This is a genomic window from Macrococcus psychrotolerans (assembly GCF_038095555.1).
In the GTDB taxonomy this organism is placed as follows: domain Bacteria; phylum Bacillota; class Bacilli; order Staphylococcales; family Staphylococcaceae; genus Macrococcoides; species Macrococcoides psychrotolerans.
Genome location: NZ_CP124591.1, coordinates 1,680,421 through 1,702,705, shown reverse-complemented (window position 1 = coordinate 1,702,705; position 22,285 = coordinate 1,680,421). Strand labels below are relative to the sequence as shown.

Below are 22,285 nucleotides of genomic sequence, written 5' to 3'. Positions count from 1 at the left end.
GTCGGGAATTGATGTCCCGACTGCTTTTTATTTAAACAATTGTTTTACATATTTGAATTTTCCTTTGTAGGGTGGGAAGAGTAAACCAGATTCAAGCTTTGTACTCTTTGTAATATAGCTCTTTTCATGGCTGAATAATTCAAATGAATATTTCCCGTGATAGCTTCCGATACCTGAGTGCCCAACACCACCAAAAGGAAGGTTTGGATTTGCAAGATGCAAGATTGTGTCATTAACGCATCCTCCGCCAAATGACAGACGATTAAATACTGCTGTTATTTGATCACTGTCTTCAGTGAAGAGATAAAGTGCAAGCGGCTTCTCATACTGCTCAACGATATCATACACTTCATTGAACGTATCATAGCCGATAATCGGTAATATTGGACCGAAGATTTCCTGCTGCATCACGCTGTTGCTGAGCTCAGGATCAAGAATAATGGTAGGCGCAACAAACAGTTCATCAGCATTGCTCTCTCCACCATAAATGACTTGTTGACGACTGTCTTCTAGTATATTGACTAAGCGGTTGAAGTGATTATCATTAACGATGCGACCGAAGTCTTCACTCTGTTCTATTTGAGCACCATAAAACTCCTGGATTGTTGTCTGTAATGCCTTCACGAACTTCATCTTCACTGTGTTATCTATTATAACGTAGTCTGGAGCGACGCACGTCTGACCCGCATTCATAAACTTGCCGAATGCGATGCGTTCAGCAGCCACTTTAAGATTAGCAGTATCATCGATAATAACGGGACTCTTGCCGCCAAGTTCTAGTGTTACTGGTGTTAAATGTTTACTCGCTTTCTCATAGACGATTTGTCCGACTTTTGTGCTGCCTGTAAAGAAAATATAGTCGAAGCGCTCATCGAGTAACTGTGACGTTACTTCTTTCTCGCCTTGGACAACTTTTACGTAATCTTCAGGGAATACTTCTTCTAATATTTCCTGAACGACCATGCTTGTCTGCGGTGTCATTTCTGAAGGTTTCACGACAGCACAGTTCCCCGCAGCAAGTGCACCGATAAGCGGTGACATCACGAGCTGAAATGGATAGTTAAATGGACCGATAATAAGTACGGTGCCGTATGGTTCATATTTGATAAAGCTCTTTGCTGGAAACTGCATCATCGGGGTTGTAACAGACTTTGTCTTTGCCCAGTTTTTAAGTTCTTTAATAAGATATGATAACTCTTTCATAACGAATCCAACTTCTGTTGCGTATGCTTCTACCTTATTCTTTCCAAGGTCACTTTTAAGCGCATCTAGAATGTCTGATTCATGTTTCTTGATAGATTTCTTCAAAGCTTTCAAATATTTCTTTCTGAATTTTATATCTTTTGTCGATTGTGTTTGAAAGAAATCGCGTACATTTTGAATTTCTGAATTTAACATAAATTTAGCCTCCATCTATTTAGAAATAGGGTATACTATAAAAAAACTTAATTACGAGGTGTTACTATGAAATTTGGAATTATCGGAACGAACTGGATAACGGATCGTTTTATCGAAGCGGGCAAAGTGACGGATGAATTCGAACTCCATAGCGTGTATTCTAGAACGCTGGATAAAGCAGAGATGTTTAGCGAGCGCCACCATATTCCGAACTTTACTGATAACTTTGATGCATTTCTAGAAGATGAAGCACTCGATGCCGTATATATCGCTACCCCCAATATACTCCATCATCAACAGGCGATTCAAGCAATGAATCATAAAAAGCATGTGCTATGCGAAAAGCCAGTAACAACTTCTTTAAAGAACTTCAATCTAATGGTGCAGGCACAAGAGAATAATGGCGTATACTTTATGGAAGCCATGAAAAGTATCTATTCTCCTGCCTATTTAAAACTAAAATCATGGATTGAAGAGATTGGCACGATTAGACGTGTTAACTTTCATTATAACCAATATTCATCACGATATGATAAGTACAAGGAAGGAATCATCGAAAATGCCTTTAAACCCGAACTTGGAAATGGTGCATTGATGGACCTTGGTGTGTACACAATCAGCCCGCTCGTTGATTTATTTGGCTATCCTAAAAGCGTGCAGTCAACTGGGAAAATTTTATCGACTGGTGCAGATTGTCAAGGAACCGTAATTTGTAACTATCATGATATGACAGCGTTATTAAGCTTCTCAAAGATTATCGACAGCCACCAGCCTTCAGAAATCATAGGAGAAGAAGGTATTATTACTATAGATAAAATCTCCGCACCCTCTCAAATCGTAAAAATGAAGCGCAGTGGCGAAGTCATAGAGACATTTAGCTGTGATGGTCAGCCGATGCAATATGAGATTGAGCATTTTATTAAATGTGTCACTGCGCAGCAGGATGATATGAACAATAAGACATCACGTATGACGATGCAGTTAATTGATGAACTAAAAGCACAGATGGATTTATTATTTTAATAAAGATACAAAAATAATATTGATTATTCAGATAATTCAGTTTATAATAAATGCATACCATTTTTTCATTCTTTCAAATCGAAAGCGCGATTCGTATTTACGAATCGCGCTTTTGTGTTATTTAATGAGTGACTGCATCTCAGGGTCTCTTTCCATTACAACACGTGCATAAGGGCAGAGTGGTACAATCTTCAAGTTATGCTCGCGCGCGTAATCTACTGCACGTTCAACAAGCTGTTTCGCGATACCTTGTCCACGCAACTTAGGGTCTGTATATGTGTGATCAATTACAATCGCATCGCCTGAGGGCTGGAACGTAATTTCAGCGTCAGGTGATGCTTCATTACCAACATAGAACTTATTGTTTCCTTGTAATATTTCCATCATTATCACTCCTTATTCAGTAAGTGCTGCAGTTAATTGTGGTACAACTTGTTTCTTACGAGACACAACGCCTTCTAATAATGCTGTGTTTTGATCAAGTGCTACGTTAAACGCTTTCTCTACTGCAGGCTGTTGTTGTCCTAGTGCTAAAACTTTAGAGTTTGAGTTTAAGATATCAGTGACTACAAGAACGAATAATGCATAGCCTTCTTGTGCAGTTTCAGCGTTGATTGCTTGTTCTAATTCATCCTGACGTGCGAGTACTTCGTCGATATCAACAGTGTTAACTTGTGCTACGCGTACTTCGTGATTTCCCATCGCAAATGACTTCGCATCGATGTTTAATAATTCCTCAGCAGTTTTGTCTTTCGTAGATGCACCTGCTTTTAACATTTCAAGGCCGTATGACTGGAGGTCGATATTCGCGATCTCTGCTAACGCTTCAGCTGCTTTTACATCTTCATCTGTACAAGTTGGAGACTTGAATAATAAAGTATCTGAGATGATTGCAGAAAGCATTAAACCAGCGATTTCAGGTTTGATTTCTACATCGCTTTCTTTATACATCTTACGTAAGATCGTTGCAGTGCATCCTACGGGCTCAGCACGGTAGTGAAGTGGACCAGCAGTTTCAAAGTTCGCAATACGGTGGTGGTCTACTACCATTAAGATTGTTGCTTCTTCAATTCCCGGTGCTGATTGCTGGAATTCGTTATGGTCAACTAAAATAACTTCTTCTTTGTCTAGACTCTCGATTAATCTTGGTGCTTCTACGCCGAATTTGTTTAATGCATATTCAGTTTCACCGTTGATATCACCTAAACGTACAGCTTCGATATCTTTACCTAAAGATTTTTGCAAATCAGCCATTACTAAAGCTGAAGTAATAGTATCTGTATCTGGATTTTGATGTCCGAATGTTAAAATTGTCATAGTTCTTCTCCTTTAATCATGTTTGTTATTAGTTTATCACGATTGTTATTCGCTATCTACAGTCATGCCCAGTACATTTTTGAAATGTTCCAGCGCATACGTATGACCGATGGGGTTAAACGACGCAACTGCACGTTCGTCAACGTACATTTCATAACCTAAGTTATAACCGTCCATTGCAGTATGTAATACACAAATATCTGTACATACGCCAGCGAGCTCAATATTGTTAATATGACGTTCTGTAAGCAGCTGATGTAATGGTGTACCACTGAATGCGCTATAACGACGTTTGTCTAACCAGTAGACATTGTCCTTCTCTTCATCTCTTTGATATAACGCATCAAGCTTTCCATATAGCTTTCTGCCATCCGTACCTTCAATGTTATGTGGCGGGAAGAGTTTCGATTCGGGGTGATGTATATCATTTTCAAAATGTAAATCCATCAGCACATATACCGGTTTTCCGGCATTCACATAGTGTTCCCACTTAGAAGCAAGTGATGATTCTAAAGTGATTGCGGGCTCACCACAAGTCAATTTACCATTAAGCGCAACGAAGTCATACGAATAATCTACAATAATTAAAGCATCCTTCAAAACAATCACTCCTTAACATAATTTACGTAAAACGGGTATACTCAACATTATAATATAAAAGAGATGTAGGTGGAATTATTGAAAAAAGTAAACGTGTTAAATTATGGCGCAAAAGGTAAAAATATTATCTTTGATACGATAGGATTTCAGCGCGCACTTAATATAGCAAAGCAACATCCCGTAAAAATATATGTTCCAGAAGGTAAGTATTACATATCAAAGGAACTTGTTATTTACAAACATACGCACTTACATCTGCATAAAGATGCAGAAATTATCAGGATGAGTCCGTTTGCACTGCTTAAGAATGGGAATAAAGGCGATCAGTTTAAAGGATATGATGGCAACAGTTTCATTACAATTGAAGGAGGCACATTCAACCAGAACGGCCACGTGCTGAACTTTAACAACACGATTATGTCGCTTGGGCATGCGCGAGAAATAACGATTAAAGATGTTACATTCAAAAACGTTGTACAAGGACATGCCATCGATGCGTGCGGCTTAGATGGATTTAAAGTAACAGGATGTAAGTTTCTCGGATTTCGCGATGACAGTGGAGCGCGTGCATTCAGTGAAGCGATTCAGATTGACCTGCAGCTGAAAGATTCGTTTCCAAAGTTTGGTGCATACGATGCAACGCCGACGAAAAATGTTATTATCGAAAATTGCTATTTCGGAAACTCTGGAGATCCCTTAATGAAACCATGGAACCGTGCGATCGGCTCACATGCGAGTCATCACGAAGTTTACTATGAAAACATAACAGTGCGAAATAATATATTCGAAGGCATGGGCGACTATGCACTGACATTCCTAAAATCAAAAGTACTGCATATTCACGACAATGAATTTATCGACTGTGCAGGCGGTATTCGATACCGTTCGACAAAAAGTGGTAAGTATACGACAGACTTAACCGGTCATGTGCATAAAGGAGCAGCGGGAGAGCTTACAGTAATCAGAAGAAATACATTTAAAGGCATTAAAGAAAAACATGCAATACTCTTCCAGAGCTATGAAGGAACTAAAAATAAAGATATCTATATCGTCGACAATGACTTTGAAAACGACGCATGCTCTGTGAAAATAGGACATGCATCTCACGTCGTCTGTGCACAAAATAAGAATCTGAATAATATTAAGAAAGAAGCGGTAGATGACTTCTTTGATGTGATTGAAGTCGCATCAGAGAATGTAGGGGAGAAGTAATTATTATCTCGTTAGAAGTTTTAAAATACTTCAAATTTTCTTCTGCAAATAAGGCATTTTTATAGCTTTATAATGAAAGTCAAACGATCCCTCATTTGATTTATCCTTTAAATAATTTTTTAATTAATAAATATGATTGTTTTAATTACTTCGATTAAGTTTTTTAATATTGTATTCTTTAAAAATGTATAAGACAACTAAGAAAAATAAAGCAAATGGAATAACATTATGTGAAACTTCAGACCATTCCCATATTGAATTAGTTGTTATGTAGCTCATAAAGAATTGAACTAATAATGCACCTATAAATATACTTAAACTGATTAAAATAACATCTTTATTTGTTTTCATATTTAAGATCATCCTTTAAAAATTAAATTTTTAATTATATATAAATGTCGAAATAAAACAATTTATTTTTATAATTAACATTGATCTAGTCTATTGAAGATAAAAGAAAAAGGCAATTAAATTAGCGGTTAGATTGTTTGTGTGAATTATTGTTATTACCCAAGTTAAAAAGAATTAATAAATATAGTAGGAAATATGATATGAACCAAGTATCTAAATGATCTTGTTGAATTTGCATTGTTGCAAAAACTAACATAAGAATTCCGAAAATTAATTTTATTATCTGTTTTAAAGAATTTTTTAACATAATTATAGAATACCTCTTATTATTTATTTATAATTAATTATAAACATAAATGTAAAAAACATTACAATTACTATTAAATAATTTAATTATAGTTGTAATAGTCTTATAATATCCTGAGATATTTAATAAGGGTGGTGTCCAGAATGTTTGAAAAAGAAATTAGATATACAGATACAGGTGAAAGGATAAAACCAGGAGATAAAGTGATTATTGAATTTGTATATCCTGAAAAACTCAATTATGTCGGAAGAACTGATAAAGTACTAAAGCAAATAATTGAAGAAAACAATGGGACGATTAAAAAGAAGTAATGCAAAATGGATATGCTAAGATATCCTTAACAACTATATAAGGGGGTCCATATAATGAAACTAGATAAATTAATCAATTTATTATTTATTATATTTGTTATTGTTATCTTTATGCATATACCTAATAACATTTTTGATTGGCATATTAAAACTCAAATAAGAACAATACAAATTATTATCGCAATTGTTATCTTCATTTTATATTTTATTAATATATTTATTAAATATAATAAAGAGAAAAATCGTTAATTAAGGTATCTGTATGATATATAACTTCGATTAAAGGAGAGAGAACAATGAATTAGCACTGATGCTAATTCTTTTTCCGGTATTTGTGGCAATTTTATATATGAATAAGAAGAAAAAGGAGAAATGAATAATTCTGACATTATATAATAATATGTTAGAATTATATTAACGAATATAATAAATATCATCATAACATCAGAAAACCCCACGTTGGCCGACGTGGGGTTTTTGTCTATCCTTTTATCTTATCATAGATGTAGTTTACTGCTAGTCCTGTGATAATAGGACAGATCAGTGCTGTAAAACGAATATAACAACTTCAAACATGACACTAGCACCTTCTTTGCATATGAAAGGTGTGGTGCTTAAATAGACTATCACATATCTATTGATAAATTTATAAAGTTACAATGATTAAAACATAGAATAAACATAAATAGTGCTACGCATTGAGTATGTTGAGACACTAAATTTATATTCAAATCTCACATAAACGGGCATTTGCCAACCTTTTTCTTGTAATAGAAATTCGGGGTGTTGTATATATTCTTATACCCTTTATGGAAGTTGTGCACGATTGATGGAGAGATCGGTGGTATGAGCCAAGTCCAGTCTCCCGTTACACTTCTGCCTTCGTCCGCTTCATTTTGTTCGAAGCGTGCGAATTGTCTACTTGCGGTATAGTGATCCACAATTGAGACACCGTGCTGTTTGAATGAGTGATATACCGCATAGTTCATCTCTACAACGGTTCTGTCTCTCCAGTAACTTGTTGTTGTCGTCGTATCGAATCCGAATGCTTCTGCGATTTCTTTCATCTTGTCATAACGGTAGTCATCGAGGAAGTTCCTGCTTGCGATTTCGCTTTCCATATACCAACCATTAAATGGAACTAGCGGGTATGTGATTCCGCCAATTTTTAAGTCCATACTTGAAATAATCGGTACCGCATACCATGCGAGATTTAATTGATTGAATGCTTCGTGTTCCGGGTGTGTGATAGTAACTTCTTTAATGATGTCCGGGTTGATTTCATATGTCTTAAATGTGCCATCCATCGAATACAGAAGAGGTAAGAACTTACCGAAATTTGTATACCCTGTATGTTCGATGAGTGCTTTCGTCTCACGCACAATCGGGTCATCACTATAACGGATGAGCTGGTCGTTATAGAGGTTTATTCGCTGTTTATTTGCATCAGCAAATATTGTGATTGTCGGTATGATCATTCCATCGTTCGTTGCGCTATCAATATGATGTTCGATTGCTTCGATAAATGCTGCTTCACTTTCAATATGTCTGTTATCTATAACTTTCAACTTATCCCAGAATAGTCTGCCAATACAGCGATTGCTGTTACGCCATGCAACGCGTGCGCCGTATTCCAGTTCTTCAAATGTATGTGTATATGTACCTGTTTCTTCTATTTCTCTTTCTACTTCTTTAATACGTGCTTTCATTAATTGTTCGCTGAAGCACTGTTCTTTATAGAATTGTGTAATGAAAGCTTTTGCTTCATTGATGACCATGTCATCCCTCATTTCTAATTGTCAGTCGTTTTCTGTAATCATAAATTGTAGCCATACTGATGAGTAGGAGTATGACAGCAATAAAGCTGAAAAATTGTGTGTTGTGCGAGAACTGAATCGTCATCCCGCCGATAATCGGTCCTGTAATACTACCGACACTGAATATGAGCCCGCACATTAAATTTCCTGCTGGCAAGAGTACTTTCGGTGTGATTTCTGTCATCAATGTCACGCCTAGTGAATAAAGTGACCCGATAAAAATTCCGGCGATAAAGAAAAGAGCGAGTAATACATAACCATTACTTGTAAAGAATTGACATAATATAAAGATACACGCACCGATAAATGTCACGATGGATAACAGCACATTACGATTTACTTTATCTGAAATCATACCTAGGGGTATTTGAAACAGAATCGCACCTAAACTATACGCAGGAATGATTAAGATGATTAAGTTTACATCGACGCCATTTTTCATGGCGAACACCGGGAAATTGCTGTTTAAACATGCTTCCAGCACACCATACATCATAGGGAATAAGAATGCGACCCAGCTCGTCTTCATCACCTTGCCGAAGTTTGCAGTTGTGTTCTTTAGTGAAATGTTCGAGGTCTGAACTTCAGGATACTGGTTTTTCAGTAATAATATTAAACTGCAGGCACATAACGTGAGTAAACTGCTTGCAACAAAAGGCAGTGCTTCATGTATGTCATACAGTTTAGATAATAACGGTCCGACCATAAAACCTGCTGAAAAACTAAGACCATAAATTGAAATGATACGTCCGAGTTTATGTCTCGGTGTTGATTCTGTAAGCCATGATTGCGTTGAGAAGTGCAGCATATTATCCCCCACCCCGACAAGCAATCTTAATATGAACCAGATCGTCATATTCTTAAGTATCGGAAAGAGTCCGAGCGACAAGAATATGATGGCTCCTCCTATAATAATAAGGTTCTTATAACCGAACTTTCTGAGTAATCCTTCTAAGAATAATGAGGCTAAAAAGACGCCGATGTATATGGATGAGGCATGAAGTCCGTTGACGAATGTCGATACATTATCGTGCTCGAAGATAATCGCGATGAGTGGCAACAGCATCCCTTGAGTCATGCCGGAAATTGATACGATGATAGATAAAATGATGAAATTTTTCTTGAACATATGATGCCTCCTTGCATTAATTGTAACAGAATGTTAAAGCGATGCCTAAATGAATTCACTATGGTAATATGAAATTAATATGAGCTTATTGAATAGGGGAGAAGAGGATGTACAACTACCAAGATGATAGCTTGATGTTACACACAGATCTATACCAGATTAATATGGGAGAAACATACTGGAATGATGGTATTCATGAGCAGACTGCAGTATTTGATGTCTATTTTCGTAGCATGCCGTTTGATAATGGATATGCAGTGTTTGCAGGTCTTGAACGCGTGATAGAGTATGTGAAAGGTTTCAAGTTCTCAGAAACAGATATCGCATATTTGAAGACTCTCGGCTACAAAGAGGACTATTTATCTTATTTGAAGGATTTGAAGTTTACAGGTAATATCCGTGCGATGCAGGAAGGGGAAGTATGTTTCAACAATGAGCCGTTATTACGAATAGAAGCACCTTTAATTCAGGCGCAGCTACTTGAGACAGCGATATTGAACATCGTCAACTTCCAAGTATTGATTGCAACGAAGGCAAGCCGTATTAAACAGGTTGTTGGCGATGAAATCGTCATGGAGTTCGGAACACGCCGTGCTCAGGAATTAGATGCAGCAATCTGGGGAACACGTGCAGCGTATATCGCGGGGTTTGACTCAACAAGTAATGTGCGTGCGGGCAAATTGTTCGGTATTCCGGTTGCCGGAACACACGCACATGCGATGGTTCAAGCCTATGATGATGAGTATGTGGCGTTTAAGAAATATGCAGAACGTCATAAAAACTGTGTGTTCCTGGTGGATACTTTCCATACACTGAAATCAGGTATGCCGAATGCTATTCGTGTTGCTAAAGAGTTAGGCGATAAGATTAATTTCGTCGGAATTCGCCTTGACTCAGGTGACTTAGCATATCTTTCAAAGGAAGCACGTCGCATGCTCGATGAAGCAGGTTTTCCTGATGCTAAAATATTTGCATCTAATGATCTAGACGAAGAAACGATTATTGCACTCAAACAGCAAGGGGCTAAGATTACAGCGTGGGGTATCGGTACGAAACTCATTACAGCATTCGATCAGCCGGCACTTGGTGCAGTATACAAACTTGTTGCAATAGAGAATAAAGCAGGGCAACTAGAAGATCGTATCAAAATTTCAAATAATGCAGAAAAGGTGACGACTCCTGGTAAGAAGAAGGTATATCGTATTATCAACAATCAGACAAATAAGTCTGAAGGAGATTATATTACACTGGACTTTGAAGATCCCTCTAAAGAGAAACCATTAAAGATGTTCCATCCGATTCATACGTATAAGCAAAAGTGGATCAATGATTTTACTGCGAGAGACTTGCATCAGGACATCTTTGTAGGTGGAAAACTTGTATATGAAGTGCCGTCACTGGAAGTGTCACGTAAGTACTTACAGGATAATTTGAATCTTCTGTGGGAAGAGGCGATTCGTTATTTGAATCCCGAAGAGTATCCAGTAGATCTGAGCTTATTATGCTGGGAAAATAAAAATCAGGAAATTTATGAAGTTTCCAATAAGGTGAAAGAAGTGAAATAGATGCTCCAACAACAAATTATTGAAATATTAAAGACAAAGCCATCCATTGATGCCGGAGAAGAAACGCGTGAAATCATTGACTTTATCAAGACATATGTTCAGCGCTATCCTTTTATAAAATCACTAGTGCTTGGAATTTCAGGAGGACAGGATTCAACACTTTGCGGTAAGCTTTGCCAGATGGCGGTGGATGAACTCAAGTCAGAGCGCGATATCGAATTTATTGCAGTGCGATTACCATACGGTGTTCAAAAAGACGAACAGGATTGCGAAGATGCAATAGCTTTTATTCAACCTGACAAAGTAATTACGATTAATATTAAAAAAGCTGTAGATGCTAGTATTGAAACATTGAAAAGAGCAGAAATTACGTTAACAGATTTCCAAAAAGGTAATGAAAAAGCACGTGAACGTATGAAGGCACAGTACTCGATCGCCGCTGCAACGGAAGGCATAGTTATCGGAACAGATCATGCGGCAGAAAGTATTACAGGGTTCTACACGAAATTTGGAGATGGCGGAGCCGACATATTCCCCCTTGCCGGCTTAAATAAGCGTCAAGGTAAATCTATCCTGAAGTATCTAGGTTGTCCGGTTCATCTATATGAAAAAGTTCCGACAGCTGACCTGGAAGAAGATAAACCACAATTGCCTGACGAAGTCGCACTCGGTGTGACTTATGAAGCAATCGATGACTACCTTGAAGGTAAGACAGTAGATGCTGAGTCTCGAGAAAAGATAGAAAGTCATTATATAAAAACTCAGCATAAGCGTATGCTTCCGATCACACGTTATTCAATCGAGGAACTCATAAAATAAATTACCATTGCAAACCCTTATCTTCAGTAGTAGAATTTAAGAATGATTTTTTATAGGGGGGATTACAGTGCCGGCAATAGATAACCCATGGATTACCGTGCTATTAATATTTGTTATCAATATTTTTTATGTATCGTTCTTAACGATGCGTATGATTCTGACACTTAAAGGTTATAGATATCTCGCAGCCTTTGTTTCAGTATTAGAAGTACTTGTCTATATCGTAGGATTAGGTATGGTAATGAATGGTCTAGATAAGATAGAAAACATCATCGCTTATGCATTAGGATTTGGTGCAGGGATTATTGTAGGGATGAAGATTGAAGAAATGATTGCATTAGGCTATATCGTTATCAATGTGACGACTGCGGAATATGATAAGGAAATTCCGAAAACTTTGCGTGACCTAGGTTACGGTGTAACGCACTATGCAGCACATGGCCGTGATGGTGATCGTCTTGTAATGCAAATTTTAACCCCACGTCGTTTTGAACTTAAATTAATGGACACAGTGAAGCAGCTTGATCCGAAAGCATTTATCATTGCATATGAGCCTAAGAATATTCATGGTGGATTCTGGGTTAAAGGTGTGCGCAGTAAAAAGTTAAAGGCGTATGATACAGATGAAGTTTGAAGTTAAAGACAATGAAACAATTACACAATGTTTAGAACGCATGAAGCAAGCAGGTTATGCACCAGTAAAAAGATTTCAAAAGCCAATTTTTCGTGAAAATGAAAAAGGTGAAATAGAAGTGTATAAAGAACAGATTATTTTTACTGGTAAAAAGATTCAATAATGAAAATCGGTCCGTTCAGGGCCGTTTTTTTTAATGAGAATTTTATCTCATCGAAATATCTGTTAAAATAGAAGGTGTAGCATAAAATACACGAACTTTATAAATGAATAAATAAAAAATGTACGGAATTTTAAAAGTTTGTTATACTGATTAAGATAAAACATTTACGGAGGAATCTATTCATGATTGAACGTTATTCAAGAGAAGAGATGTCAAACATCTGGACGGAACAAAACAGATTTGAGGCTTGGTTAGAAGTTGAGATACTTGCAAGTGAAGCTTGGGCAGAATTAGGATATATCCCTAAAGAAGATGTGAAGTTAATCCGTCAGAATGCTCGTGTTGATGTTGAACGCGCAAAAGAAATTGAGATGGAAACACGTCATGACGTTGTTGCTTTTACACGTCAAGTATCTGAAACATTAGGAGAAGAGAAGAAATGGGTGCACTACGGTTTAACGAGTACAGATGTAGTGGATACAGCGTTAAGCTATGTGATTAAACAAGCGAATGACATTATCGAGAAAGATCTTGAAAGGTTCATCGAAGTATTAAAACAAAAAGCATTAAAGCATAAAACAACACTCATGATGGGTAGAACGCACGGTGTACATGCTGAACCGACAACATTCGGTTTAAAGATGGCGTTATGGTACATGGAAATGCAGCGTAACTTAAAGCGTTTTAAAGAAGTGCGTAAAGAAATCGAAGTTGGTAAGATGAGTGGCGCAGTAGGTACGTTTGCAAACATTCCACCTGAAATTGAAAGCTATGTTTGTGAGAAATTAGGATTAGGATATGCTGAAATTTCAACACAAACGCTGCAACGTGACCGTCATGCTTACTACATTGCTACATTAAGCTTAATTGCTACATCAATTGAGAAGTTTGCAGTAGAAGTACGTGGTCTCCAAAAGACTGAAACACGTGAAGTTGAAGAAGCATTTGCTAAAGGTCAAAAAGGATCTTCTGCAATGCCGCATAAGCGTAATCCAATCGGTTCAGAGAATGTTACAGGTATCGCACGTGTTATTCGTGGCTACTTAACAACAGCTTACGAAAATGTACCATTATGGCATGAACGTGATATTTCACATTCATCTGCTGAACGTATTATGTTACCGGACGTAACGATTGCGTTAGACTACATGTTAAATCGTTTCACGAACATCATCGATAACTTAACAGTTTTCGAAGATAACATGAAAGCAAATATGGAGAAGACATTCGGCTTAATCTACTCACAACGCGTCATGCTTACGTTAATCGATAAAGGTATGGTTCGTGAAGAAGCGTACGATACTGTTCAACCGAAAGCGATGGAATCATGGGCAACGAAGACGCCATTCCGTGAGCTAGTTGAGCAAGATAGCAAGATTACTGACTTATTATCGAAAGAAGAACTTGATGAGTGTTTCAACGAGAATCACCATTTAAATCAAATCGATACATTGTTCCGCCGCGCTGGATTAGAATAAATCACACTTTATTAAACCGCTTACGATTGTAGGCGGTTTTTTACTTTAAAGAATTAAAGTTTCGTGGTTTAATAAAGGTATATTGAAATACAATAGGATGTACGGCAATGTATAAGGAACTTGATTATATTAAAGATTGGATAATCGTATAAAAGGAATCGAAATCAATGATCAGTTTCGGAAAGCTAAATGTTTTATCTGTACTTCTATATATTGCTGATATAAAATTATACTATGAAAGAGTTTGAAGGGAGCTGAGTATTTTGCAAATTGACAAACTTAGAGGGAAGCAACTGGATGACTTATTTGATGCTATACTGACACTTAAGACACGCGAAGAATGTTATTTGTTCTTTGATGATTTATGTACAGTGAATGAATTACAGTCGTTATCCCAACGTCTGCTTGTTGCGAAAATGATTAAGCAAGGACATACGTATGCTTCTATTGAAAAGGAATCAGGTGCATCTACCGCTACTATTTCACGCGTGAAACGTTCGCTTCAATGGGGGAACGATGCATATACGCTCGTCTTAAATCGATTGGATGAAGAAGAATAACGTAGACAATTAATATTTACAGGTACTGGGTCTTTATTGATTCGGTACTTTTTTCATCATATAATAGAAAAATGAAAAGAGGAGAATCTGTGAGAAAATTATTTGTAATACTGTTGTCGGCAATGCTGCTTACTGCTTGCCAAGAGGGTAAAGCACCTGTTGAAACTAAAGACAAGACTCAAAACAATAAAAAAGAAACGGTACAAGTTAAAGAAAAGCAAGGAGCAACGACACATCACAAAGAAATAAAAGACGGAATCACCTATATCGATGGAATTCTCATCGTAAATAAAGATATAGCACTTCCAAAAACGTATCATCCAGATGTGAGTCAGGTGGCAAATCAGCATTTAAATGAGTTGATCGCTGCAGGGAACGAAGACGGATTAAACTTCGTACTCCGTAGTGCCTTTAGAAGTTATGAGACGCAAGCATCACTATATAACCAGTATGTTACAAGAGATGGACAGAAGAAGGCAGACACCTATAGTGCACGCCCTGGTCATTCTGAACATCAGACGGGACTTGCATTTGATTTAGGTAATATTGAAGGCACAGACGATTTTATGGAATCTTTTGAGGATACAAAAGAAGGTAAGTGGCTGAAAAGTCATGCCCATGAATATGGGTTCATCATACGATATCCGAAAGGAAAAACTGATATTACGGGGTACCAGTATGAACCGTGGCATTTAAGATATCTAGGGCAACCTACAGCGGAGAAGGTATATGAAAGTGGCCTCACATTAGAAGAATATCTCGGTCTAAAATAAGGGGTTAAACAGCATGAAGAAATTACTCATCATCATTATTGTGTGTTTAGCTGCCTGTTCAAATGAACAAGTTGTCACACAGAAAGACACATATGTAGCATCACCGAAATATGAACGCATAACGCGTAATGGCGTTACATATATTAATGATATACTCATCGTTAATAAGAAAATTAGATTGCCTGCTGATTTCAATCCTGGAGAGAATCGATACGCGCGTATGAAATTAGATCAGATGATTAAAGATGCCAAGAAAGATAAAGAATATCTCGTTGTAAGAAGTGGCTATCGTTCTTATCAGATGCAGGAAAAACTATATAAAGAGTTTAAAGCACGAGATGCGAATGCAGACACTTATAGTGCACGCCCTGGTTACTCTGAACATCAGACAGGACTTTCCTTTGATATTGGCTCTGTTGACTCTGCGAAAGATTTAACGATTTCATTTGGTGATACGACTGAAGGAGAATGGCTGGCACAAAATGCACATAAATATGGATTTATCATCAGGTATCCTGAAGGTAAGTCAAATATTACAGGGTATCAGTATGAGTCATGGCATGTGCGATATGTTGGCACAAAGATTGCAAAAGATATATTTACTAAGAACATAACACTTGAAGAATATCTTGGATTATACCCGAAAGATCAGACAGTACAATAATAGAGAGCATGAGAAGAAATTGTAAAATCTCATCCTCTCTTTTTTTAATGTTATGAATGATAAATGATATAATATACAATAATAATATTTAAAGGAGAGACATTATGTACGAAGTGAAAGATTGGCAACATGTATTTAAGTTAGATCCAGCGAAAGAAATTAGCGATGCACACCTGGAGCTTATTTGCGAGTCAGGAACAGATGCCATCTTTATCGGTGGATCTGATAATGTAACGGTAGATAATGTACTCGATTTAATGAGCCGTGTAAGGAGATATACAGTCCCTTGCGTACTAGAATTATCGACTTTGGAAAGTGCGATACCAGGATTTGATCATTATATGATTCCTTCTGTACTTAATAGTTCGGATGTAGCGTTTCACAATGGAATACTGCACGAAGCAATTAAACAGTTCGGTCATATGATTGATTATGACCTGTTTACATTAGAGGGCTATATTGTACTTAACAAAGAGAGTAAAGTGGCGCAGCTAACGAAGGCGAATACAGTATTATCGACAGAGGATATTGAAGCCTATGCTGAGATGATTGAGGAAGTATATAAGCTGAAGACAATGTATATAGAATATAGCGGAACCTATGGTGATGTGGAAATGGTTAAGGCTGCAAAACGAAAACTGAAATCTACGCGTCTGATATATGGTGGAGGTATTGATTCACGTGCACGCGCACAAGAGATGCTTGAAGTCGCAGATACAATTGTCGTTGGGAACGTCATCTATACAGATATTAAGGCAGCATTACAAACAGTAAAGGTAGGATTATAATGAATGATTTATTAAAACATATGAATGAAGAGCAGCGTCAGGCAGTGATGACGACAGAAGGCCCACTTCTTATTATGGCAGGAGCAGGTTCTGGTAAGACACGCGTGCTGACACATCGCATCGCTTATTTAATTGATGAGAAAGATGTTTCACCTTATAAGATTCTAGCAATCACATTTACGAATAAAGCGGCGAAAGAAATGAAAGAACGTGTCAAGAAGATTATCGGTGACGAGAGTGATGTTATCTGGATATCAACATTCCACTCGATGTGTGTCCGTATATTAAGACGTGATATTGACCGTATCGGTATTGAGCGTAACTTTACGATATTAGACCCAACAGATCAGCGTTCTGTCGTTAAGGATATATTAAAACGTGAGAATATCGATCCGAAGAAGTATGATCCACGTATGTTCGTTGCAGAAATTTCGAACTTAAAGAATGAAATGAAATCACCTGATGATGCGATTGAGGCAGCGAGTGACTTTATGAGTATGATGATCAGCAAAGTTTATGCAGAGTACCAGCGCGTGCTGCTTAAGAATCATGCACTGGACTTTGACGACCTCATTATGACGACGATTCAACTGTTTGAACGTGTCCCTGAAGTTCTGGATTATTACCAGTCGAAGTTTCAGTATATCCATGTCGACGAGTATCAGGATACAAATAGAGCGCAGTATCTACTCGTGAAGATGCTTGCCGATAAATTTAAGAATATTTGTGTCGTCGGGGACTCGGATCAGTCGATATACGGCTGGCGTGGGGCAGATATTTATAACATCTTAAGCTTTGAAGATGATTATAAAGATGCTAAGACGATCTTTTTAGAACGTAATTATCGCTCGACGAAAAATATTCTGTTTGCTGCAAATGAAGTGATCAAAAATAATACAGAACGCAAACCGAAAGCACTTTGGACAGACAACGACCATGGCTCTAAGATCAACTACTATAAAGCGATGTCAGAACGTGCAGAAGCGGAGTATATCGTTTCAGAGATATTGAAGAAAAAGCGTGAAAACTATGCGCTTAGTGATATGGCAATACTGTATCGAACGAATGCACAGTCTCGTGTTATCGAAGAAACGCTGATGAAATCAAACATCAGCTATACGATGGTCGGAGGCACAAAGTTCTATGACAGAAAAGAAATTAAAGACCTGCTTAGTTATCTTCGCCTTGTTGCTAATAGCAACGAAGATATCAGTTTTACGCGAATTATCAATACACCAAAACGCGGTATAGGGCCTGGTGCACTAGATAAGATTATCGCTTATGCAGAGCATAATGGTCTGAGTTACTTTGATGCACTAGCTGAAGTAGATTTTATCGGACTGCCGAAGAAGACGACAGAGAAACTCGTTGAATTCTATACAATGATGGACAACTTAATGAAGCAGCAGGAATTCTTATCTATTACGGAATTAACCCAGACACTGCTCGATAAATCGGGTTATATGAAGATGCTTGAAGCAGAGAATACTTTAGAATCACAGTCACGTATTGAGAACATTCAGGAGTTTATGAATGTGCCGAAAGATTATGAAAAGGACACGCCAGTTGAAGAACAGTCCTTAATTAATTTCCTGACAGATTTACAACTCGTTGCAGATGTTGACAATGCAGATTTAGAAGCGGGAGTTACGCTGATGACGATGCACTCAGCAAAGGGCTTAGAGTTTAAAGTCGTCTTTGTTGCAGGTCTTGAAGAGTCGATATTCCCGCATAGCCGTAGCTTGAATAGTGATAGCGAGATGGAAGAGGAACGTCGTTTAATGTACGTTGCAATTACAAGGGCAGAAGAACATCTTTATTTATCTCATGCTGAGATGCGTAACTTATTCGGCCGAACACAAGCGAATAAGAAGTCGAGATTTATCTCTGAAATTCCAGAGGATATTCTGGATATACCAGTAGCGAGAAAGTTTCCAGCAGGTGTTAAACGCGGACCAGCACGTAGAATGACGCAAGCGGCTTCTGCTGCTCAAGCTCAAGCTACCTATAAAGTTGGTGACAAAGTAATGCATAAATCATGGGGAGAAGGATTAATCAGCAATGTGACGGATAAAGGTGGTTCAACAGAACTGGATATCATCTTCAAATCTGTAGGGATGAAGCGACTGTTAAGCCAGTTTGCCCCAATTGAAAAGAAGGAGTAATGTATGAATATTGAACAGAGAGTAACAGAACTGCATCAGTTGCTACACCAGTATAACTATGAATACCATGTACAGGATAATCCTTCTGTACCTGATAGTGAATATGATAAGTTACTGCACGAACTGATTGATATTGAACGTGAGCATCCAGAACTGAAGACGGATGATTCTCCGACTGTGCGTGTAGGTGGGACACCGGTCTCTGCATTTGAGAAAGTTGATCATGATACACCGATGTTAAGTCTTGGCAACGCCTTCAGCGAAGAAGATTTGCTGGCATTTGATAAGCGTGTTAAAGATGAAGTCGGCGAAGTGGAATATATGGTTGAACTGAAAATTGATGGTCTTGCAGTATCACTGAAGTATGTCGATGGTGTATTCGTTCAAGGTTTAACGCGTGGTGATGGTACAACGGGTGAGAACATCACGCAGAATTTAAAGACCATTCATGCGATACCATTGACGTTATCTGTACCGCTCACTTTTGAAGTGCGTGGTGAAGCCTATATGCCTAGAAAGTCATTCCTTGCGCTTAATGCATATCGGGAAAAGGTTGGAGAACAGCTAGCTGCAAATCCACGAAATGCTGCAGCAGGTTCATTAAGACAGCTGGACTCTAAGCTTACTGCGAAACGTAAGTTAGATATCTTCCTATACAGTGTGAACGATTTAAGAGAGCTTGATGCACAAAGTCAAAGTGAAGCTTTAGACAAGTTAGACGAAATCGGCTTTAAAACGAATCATGAACGAAAGCTTTGTCGTAATATGAAAGAAGTGTTCGAGTATATTAAATACTGGACAGAAGCGCGCAATGATCTAGCCTATGATATTGACGGTATCGTCATTAAGGTAAACGATTTAAGTAAGCAGGATGAGCTCGGTTTTACGGCGAAAAGTCCGAAGTGGGCGATTGCCTATAAATTTCCTGCTGAAGAAGTCATAACGACATTAAAGGATATCGAGCTGTCTATCGGGCGTACTGGTGTTGTAACACCGACTGCAATTTTAGAGCCGGTGAAAGTAGCGGGTACTACTGTAGGACGTGCGTCGCTGCATAATGAGGATTTAATTCACGAGAAAGATATACGCATCGGTGATTCGGTCGTTATAAGAAAAGCAGGAGAGATTATACCTGAAGTAGTGCGCGTCGTATTGGACAGAAGACCTGACGATACTGAGCCGTACCATATGCCTGAAATTTGCCCGTCGTGTGGTCATGAACTGGTACGCATTGAAGGGGAAGTGGCTTTGCGCTGCATCAATCCGAAATGTGATGCGAAACTTGTAGAAGGTGTGATCCATTTCGTTTCCAGAACGGCGATGAACATTGATGGTTTAGGGGAACGTATCGTCGAAGTCTTATACAATGAAGATATTATAAATGACGTTGCAGATCTATATACGTTACAACGTGAACGACTCTTAACTTTAGAACGTATGGGAGAGAAGAAAGTCGATAAATTACTGGCAGCGATAGAAGCTTCTAAGGCCAATTCACTGGAACGGCTGCTCTTTGGATTAGGTATCAGACATCTAGGTGCAAAGGCGAGTATGGTGCTTGCACAGGAATTTGGAACGATGGATAATTTAAAGAATGCCACAGTTGAAACATTGACACAAATTGATGATATTGGTGAGAAGATGGCACAGTCTTTAGTCACTTACTTGCAAAATGAAGACATCATTCATCTGCTTGAAAAACTAGAACAATATGGTGTAAATATGCGCTATACTGGGGTTACGAAAGATGATATCGAAATTCATCCGGTATTCGGCGAGAAGACGATTGTTTTAACAGGTAAACTTACTATCATGTCTCGTAGCGAAGCAACGAAAGCATTAACGAACCTTGGTGCAAAGGTGACAAGTTCTGTAACGAAGAAGACAGATATTGTTATTGCAGGTAGTGATGCCGGTAGCAAGAGAGAAAAAGCAGAGTCACTCGGAATTCCTGTATGGACGGAGCAAATGATGGTGGATGCATTACGAAATTAAGAGGGGAAATCTATGAAGCGAATAGGGATATTAATGTTGTCTACAATTATTCTGGCAAGCTGTTCAAATGGTACACCAGAAAGTAACAACAAAGAGAAGGATAAACAAATTTCAACAGACGTACAGATATCAAATGATTATTATAGAACATTGTTACCATTCAAAGAGAGCCAGGCACGTGGACTTACAAGTTCGAATATGGTAAGCAGCTACAATGGCGAAGCATTTGAGGACGGTTTATTAAATATCAGCAAGAAAGTGTACACACCAGATAAATATTTATACCGTGATGGGCAATTATTATCGAAGAGTGCTGTTGAGAGCTATCTTGAACCGGAATATACAAAGCAGGAAATCGATAATATGGATAAAGACGAGCGAATCGAAAAAAACGCTTATGCCAATTTCGGTCTCAATCCATCACATAAAGGAGAAACAGATGGGGAAAAAATTGCCCGACAATCTCCAACGTATTTGTCGCATCTATTAGAACAGGATTTCTATACTGAAGAAGATGCAAAAAAACAGAAACTTTCAGGTATGACAATCGGTCTTGCAATGAATAGTGTATACTATTATCAAAAAGAAGCGTTTGGAACTACTTATAATGTGAAACTCGATAAAAAAGAAATCGAGAAGCAAGCTAAGCAGATGTCTGATGAAATACTTTCTAGATTACGTGTAAAGCAGGAACTGAAAAATATTCCGATCACGTTTGCTGTGTTTGTACAGTCATCGGCTGAAAGCATCACACCTGGATCGTTTACTTCATATGGTACGAGTAAAGCTGGAAGCAGTAAGATTGATGATTGGAAGAAAATAAATGAAGATTACATCTTAGTGCCATCGGACGAAGTGGGAGAACTGGATGAAAAACTGAATAATGGATTTAAGCAGTTCAACGATCAGCTACAGAACTACTTCCCGAACTTTACACAGGCAATTGGAACAGGTTATTTCGTTGATGATAAGATACAGTCACTGAAAATTAATGTGCCATTAGATTACTATGGAAAAGCAGAAGTTATCGGTGTAACCCAATATATCGCAGACTTATCAATGAAAAGCTTTGCGCATGTCGATCGCTTTGAAATCTCCATCGTAGACAACACTAGACCTCGCGCATTAATAGTGAAAGAAAAAGGTGATAAAGCACCGTACATTCATGTATATGAATAGCAAACTTAGATATTAATCTGCACGCAAGAACATGCAA

Annotated in this window: 21 protein-coding genes; 15 read left to right on the top strand and 6 right to left on the bottom strand. The window is 37.9% G+C overall.

Annotated elements, in window-relative coordinates; all coding sequences use genetic code 11:
- Positions 1-27: 27 nt before the first annotated feature.
- Positions 28-1,398 carry an aldehyde dehydrogenase gene (locus tag QA539_RS08835; protein ID WP_419895091.1) on the bottom strand — a complete coding sequence of 457 codons (1,371 nt, stop codon included), beginning with the start codon at positions 1,396-1,398 and terminating at the stop codon, positions 28-30.
- A 66-nt stretch (positions 1,399-1,464) separates the two neighbouring features.
- Here QA539_RS08835 and QA539_RS08830 point away from each other — a divergent pair, with 66 nt between their 5' ends.
- On the top strand, positions 1,465-2,421 hold the full coding sequence (locus QA539_RS08830) for a Gfo/Idh/MocA family protein (protein ID WP_419895090.1): 957 nt from the start codon (positions 1,465-1,467) through the stop codon (positions 2,419-2,421).
- A gap of 117 nt (positions 2,422-2,538) precedes the next feature.
- On the opposite strand, the gene QA539_RS08825 is transcribed toward QA539_RS08830, so the two are convergent.
- The 3 genes from QA539_RS08825 to QA539_RS08815 are packed head-to-tail and all read right to left on the bottom strand — an operon-like array spanning position 2,539 to position 4,338.
- A complete protein-coding gene (locus tag QA539_RS08825; protein WP_308316822.1) occupies positions 2,539-2,805 on the bottom strand; it encodes a GNAT family N-acetyltransferase in 267 nt (88 codons plus the stop codon).
- A gap of 12 nt (positions 2,806-2,817) precedes the next feature.
- On the bottom strand, positions 2,818-3,738 hold the full coding sequence (locus tag QA539_RS08820; RefSeq protein ID WP_419895089.1) for a manganese-dependent inorganic pyrophosphatase: 921 nt from the start codon (positions 3,736-3,738) through the stop codon (positions 2,818-2,820).
- A gap of 45 nt (positions 3,739-3,783) precedes the next feature.
- Positions 3,784-4,338 (bottom strand): cysteine hydrolase family protein, encoded by a 555-nt coding sequence (locus QA539_RS08815; protein ID WP_283722458.1) that lies wholly within the window; start codon positions 4,336-4,338, stop codon positions 3,784-3,786.
- Positions 4,339-4,407: 69 nt separating this feature from the next.
- Between QA539_RS08815 and QA539_RS08810 the strand changes: the two genes are divergently transcribed.
- Positions 4,408-5,550: a glycosyl hydrolase family 28-related protein gene (locus QA539_RS08810; RefSeq protein WP_419895088.1), complete on the top strand. Its 1,143-nt coding sequence runs from the start codon at positions 4,408-4,410 to the stop codon at positions 5,548-5,550.
- A gap of 801 nt (positions 5,551-6,351) precedes the next feature.
- Complete coding sequence (locus QA539_RS08805; protein WP_219493046.1) at positions 6,352-6,519, top strand: hypothetical protein; 168 nt, start codon at positions 6,352-6,354, stop codon at positions 6,517-6,519.
- Positions 6,520-7,253: 734 nt separating this feature from the next.
- Here the strand turns inward: QA539_RS08805 and QA539_RS08800 are convergent.
- Together QA539_RS08800 and QA539_RS08795 are read right to left on the bottom strand one after the other, a co-directional pair.
- Positions 7,254-8,297 (bottom strand): nitric oxide synthase oxygenase, encoded by a 1,044-nt coding sequence (locus QA539_RS08800; protein ID WP_419895087.1) that lies wholly within the window; start codon positions 8,295-8,297, stop codon positions 7,254-7,256.
- Position 8,298: 1 nt separating this feature from the next.
- Positions 8,299-9,465, bottom strand: a complete 1,167-nt coding sequence (locus tag QA539_RS08795) for an MFS transporter (protein ID WP_120786004.1) — start codon at positions 9,463-9,465, stop codon at positions 8,299-8,301.
- Positions 9,466-9,572: 107 nt separating this feature from the next.
- On the opposite strand from QA539_RS08795, the gene QA539_RS08790 reads away from it, so the two are divergent.
- The 12 genes from QA539_RS08790 to QA539_RS08735 all read left to right on the top strand — a co-directional run bounded on the left by QA539_RS08790 (position 9,573) and on the right by QA539_RS08735 (position 22,248).
- Positions 9,573-11,030 carry a nicotinate phosphoribosyltransferase gene (locus tag QA539_RS08790; RefSeq protein WP_219493039.1) on the top strand — a complete coding sequence of 486 codons (1,458 nt, stop codon included), beginning with the start codon at positions 9,573-9,575 and terminating at the stop codon, positions 11,028-11,030.
- Positions 11,031-11,849, top strand: coding sequence for an ammonia-dependent NAD(+) synthetase (gene nadE / locus QA539_RS08785; protein WP_419895086.1), 819 nt, complete (start codon positions 11,031-11,033; stop codon positions 11,847-11,849).
- Between the two features lie 67 nt (positions 11,850-11,916).
- Positions 11,917-12,483: a DUF2179 domain-containing protein gene (locus QA539_RS08780; RefSeq protein ID WP_096075896.1), complete on the top strand. Its 567-nt coding sequence runs from the start codon at positions 11,917-11,919 to the stop codon at positions 12,481-12,483.
- Positions 12,473-12,646, top strand: a complete 174-nt coding sequence (locus QA539_RS08775) for an NETI motif-containing protein (RefSeq protein WP_099483455.1) — start codon at positions 12,473-12,475, stop codon at positions 12,644-12,646. Before QA539_RS08780 ends, QA539_RS08775 begins: the two co-directional genes overlap by 11 nt.
- Before the next feature lie 182 nt (positions 12,647-12,828).
- Positions 12,829-14,124, top strand: a complete 1,296-nt coding sequence (gene purB, locus QA539_RS08770) for an adenylosuccinate lyase (RefSeq protein WP_419895085.1) — start codon at positions 12,829-12,831, stop codon at positions 14,122-14,124.
- A 263-nt stretch (positions 14,125-14,387) separates the two neighbouring features.
- Positions 14,388-14,684, top strand: a complete 297-nt coding sequence (locus QA539_RS08765) for a YerC/YecD family TrpR-related protein (RefSeq protein ID WP_219493034.1) — start codon at positions 14,388-14,390, stop codon at positions 14,682-14,684.
- An 89-nt stretch (positions 14,685-14,773) separates the two neighbouring features.
- Positions 14,774-15,457 carry a M15 family metallopeptidase gene (locus QA539_RS08760; protein ID WP_219493032.1) on the top strand — a complete coding sequence of 228 codons (684 nt, stop codon included), beginning with the start codon at positions 14,774-14,776 and terminating at the stop codon, positions 15,455-15,457.
- A 13-nt stretch (positions 15,458-15,470) separates the two neighbouring features.
- Positions 15,471-16,121 (top strand): M15 family metallopeptidase, encoded by a 651-nt coding sequence (locus tag QA539_RS08755; protein WP_219493030.1) that lies wholly within the window; start codon positions 15,471-15,473, stop codon positions 16,119-16,121.
- A gap of 104 nt (positions 16,122-16,225) precedes the next feature.
- Positions 16,226-16,909 carry a heptaprenylglyceryl phosphate synthase gene (locus tag QA539_RS08750; protein WP_219493029.1) on the top strand — a complete coding sequence of 228 codons (684 nt, stop codon included), beginning with the start codon at positions 16,226-16,228 and terminating at the stop codon, positions 16,907-16,909.
- Positions 16,909-19,074, top strand: coding sequence for a DNA helicase PcrA (pcrA, locus tag QA539_RS08745; protein ID WP_219493028.1), 2,166 nt, complete (start codon positions 16,909-16,911; stop codon positions 19,072-19,074). The genes QA539_RS08750 and pcrA overlap by 1 nt, the downstream gene beginning before the upstream one ends.
- 3 nt (positions 19,075-19,077) lie before the next feature.
- The gene (gene ligA, locus QA539_RS08740; protein ID WP_419895084.1) at positions 19,078-21,069 is read left to right on the top strand and encodes an NAD-dependent DNA ligase LigA; all 1,992 of its coding nucleotides are present in this window, start codon (positions 19,078-19,080) and stop codon (positions 21,067-21,069) included.
- 12 nt (positions 21,070-21,081) lie between these two features.
- On the top strand, positions 21,082-22,248 hold the full coding sequence (locus QA539_RS08735) for a CamS family sex pheromone protein (protein WP_419895083.1): 1,167 nt from the start codon (positions 21,082-21,084) through the stop codon (positions 22,246-22,248).
- The last annotated feature ends 37 nt before the right edge of the window (positions 22,249-22,285 follow it).

Coding starts and splice junctions, on each gene's coding strand:
- QA539_RS08795 (WP_120786004.1), bottom strand. CDS start 9,465: ATGTTCAAGAAAAATTTCATCATTTTATCTATCATCGTATCAATTTCC.
- QA539_RS08805 (WP_219493046.1), top strand. CDS start 6,352: ATGTTTGAAAAAGAAATTAGATATACAGATACAGGTGAAAGGATAAAA.
- nadE (WP_419895086.1), top strand. CDS start 11,031: ATGCTCCAACAACAAATTATTGAAATATTAAAGACAAAGCCATCCATT.
- QA539_RS08800 (WP_419895087.1), bottom strand. CDS start 8,297: ATGGTCATCAATGAAGCAAAAGCTTTCATTACACAATTCTATAAAGAA.
- QA539_RS08835 (WP_419895091.1), bottom strand. CDS start 1,398: ATGTTAAATTCAGAAATTCAAAATGTACGCGATTTCTTTCAAACACAA.
- QA539_RS08750 (WP_219493029.1), top strand. CDS start 16,226: ATGTACGAAGTGAAAGATTGGCAACATGTATTTAAGTTAGATCCAGCG.
- QA539_RS08830 (WP_419895090.1), top strand. CDS start 1,465: ATGAAATTTGGAATTATCGGAACGAACTGGATAACGGATCGTTTTATC.
- QA539_RS08790 (WP_219493039.1), top strand. CDS start 9,573: ATGTACAACTACCAAGATGATAGCTTGATGTTACACACAGATCTATAC.
- ligA (WP_419895084.1), top strand. CDS start 19,078: ATGAATATTGAACAGAGAGTAACAGAACTGCATCAGTTGCTACACCAG.
- QA539_RS08820 (WP_419895089.1), bottom strand. CDS start 3,738: ATGACAATTTTAACATTCGGACATCAAAATCCAGATACAGATACTATT.
- QA539_RS08775 (WP_099483455.1), top strand. CDS start 12,473: ATGAAGTTTGAAGTTAAAGACAATGAAACAATTACACAATGTTTAGAA.
- pcrA (WP_219493028.1), top strand. CDS start 16,909: ATGAATGATTTATTAAAACATATGAATGAAGAGCAGCGTCAGGCAGTG.
- QA539_RS08735 (WP_419895083.1), top strand. CDS start 21,082: ATGAAGCGAATAGGGATATTAATGTTGTCTACAATTATTCTGGCAAGC.
- purB (WP_419895085.1), top strand. CDS start 12,829: ATGATTGAACGTTATTCAAGAGAAGAGATGTCAAACATCTGGACGGAA.
- QA539_RS08825 (WP_308316822.1), bottom strand. CDS start 2,805: ATGGAAATATTACAAGGAAACAATAAGTTCTATGTTGGTAATGAAGCA.
- QA539_RS08755 (WP_219493030.1), top strand. CDS start 15,471: ATGAAGAAATTACTCATCATCATTATTGTGTGTTTAGCTGCCTGTTCA.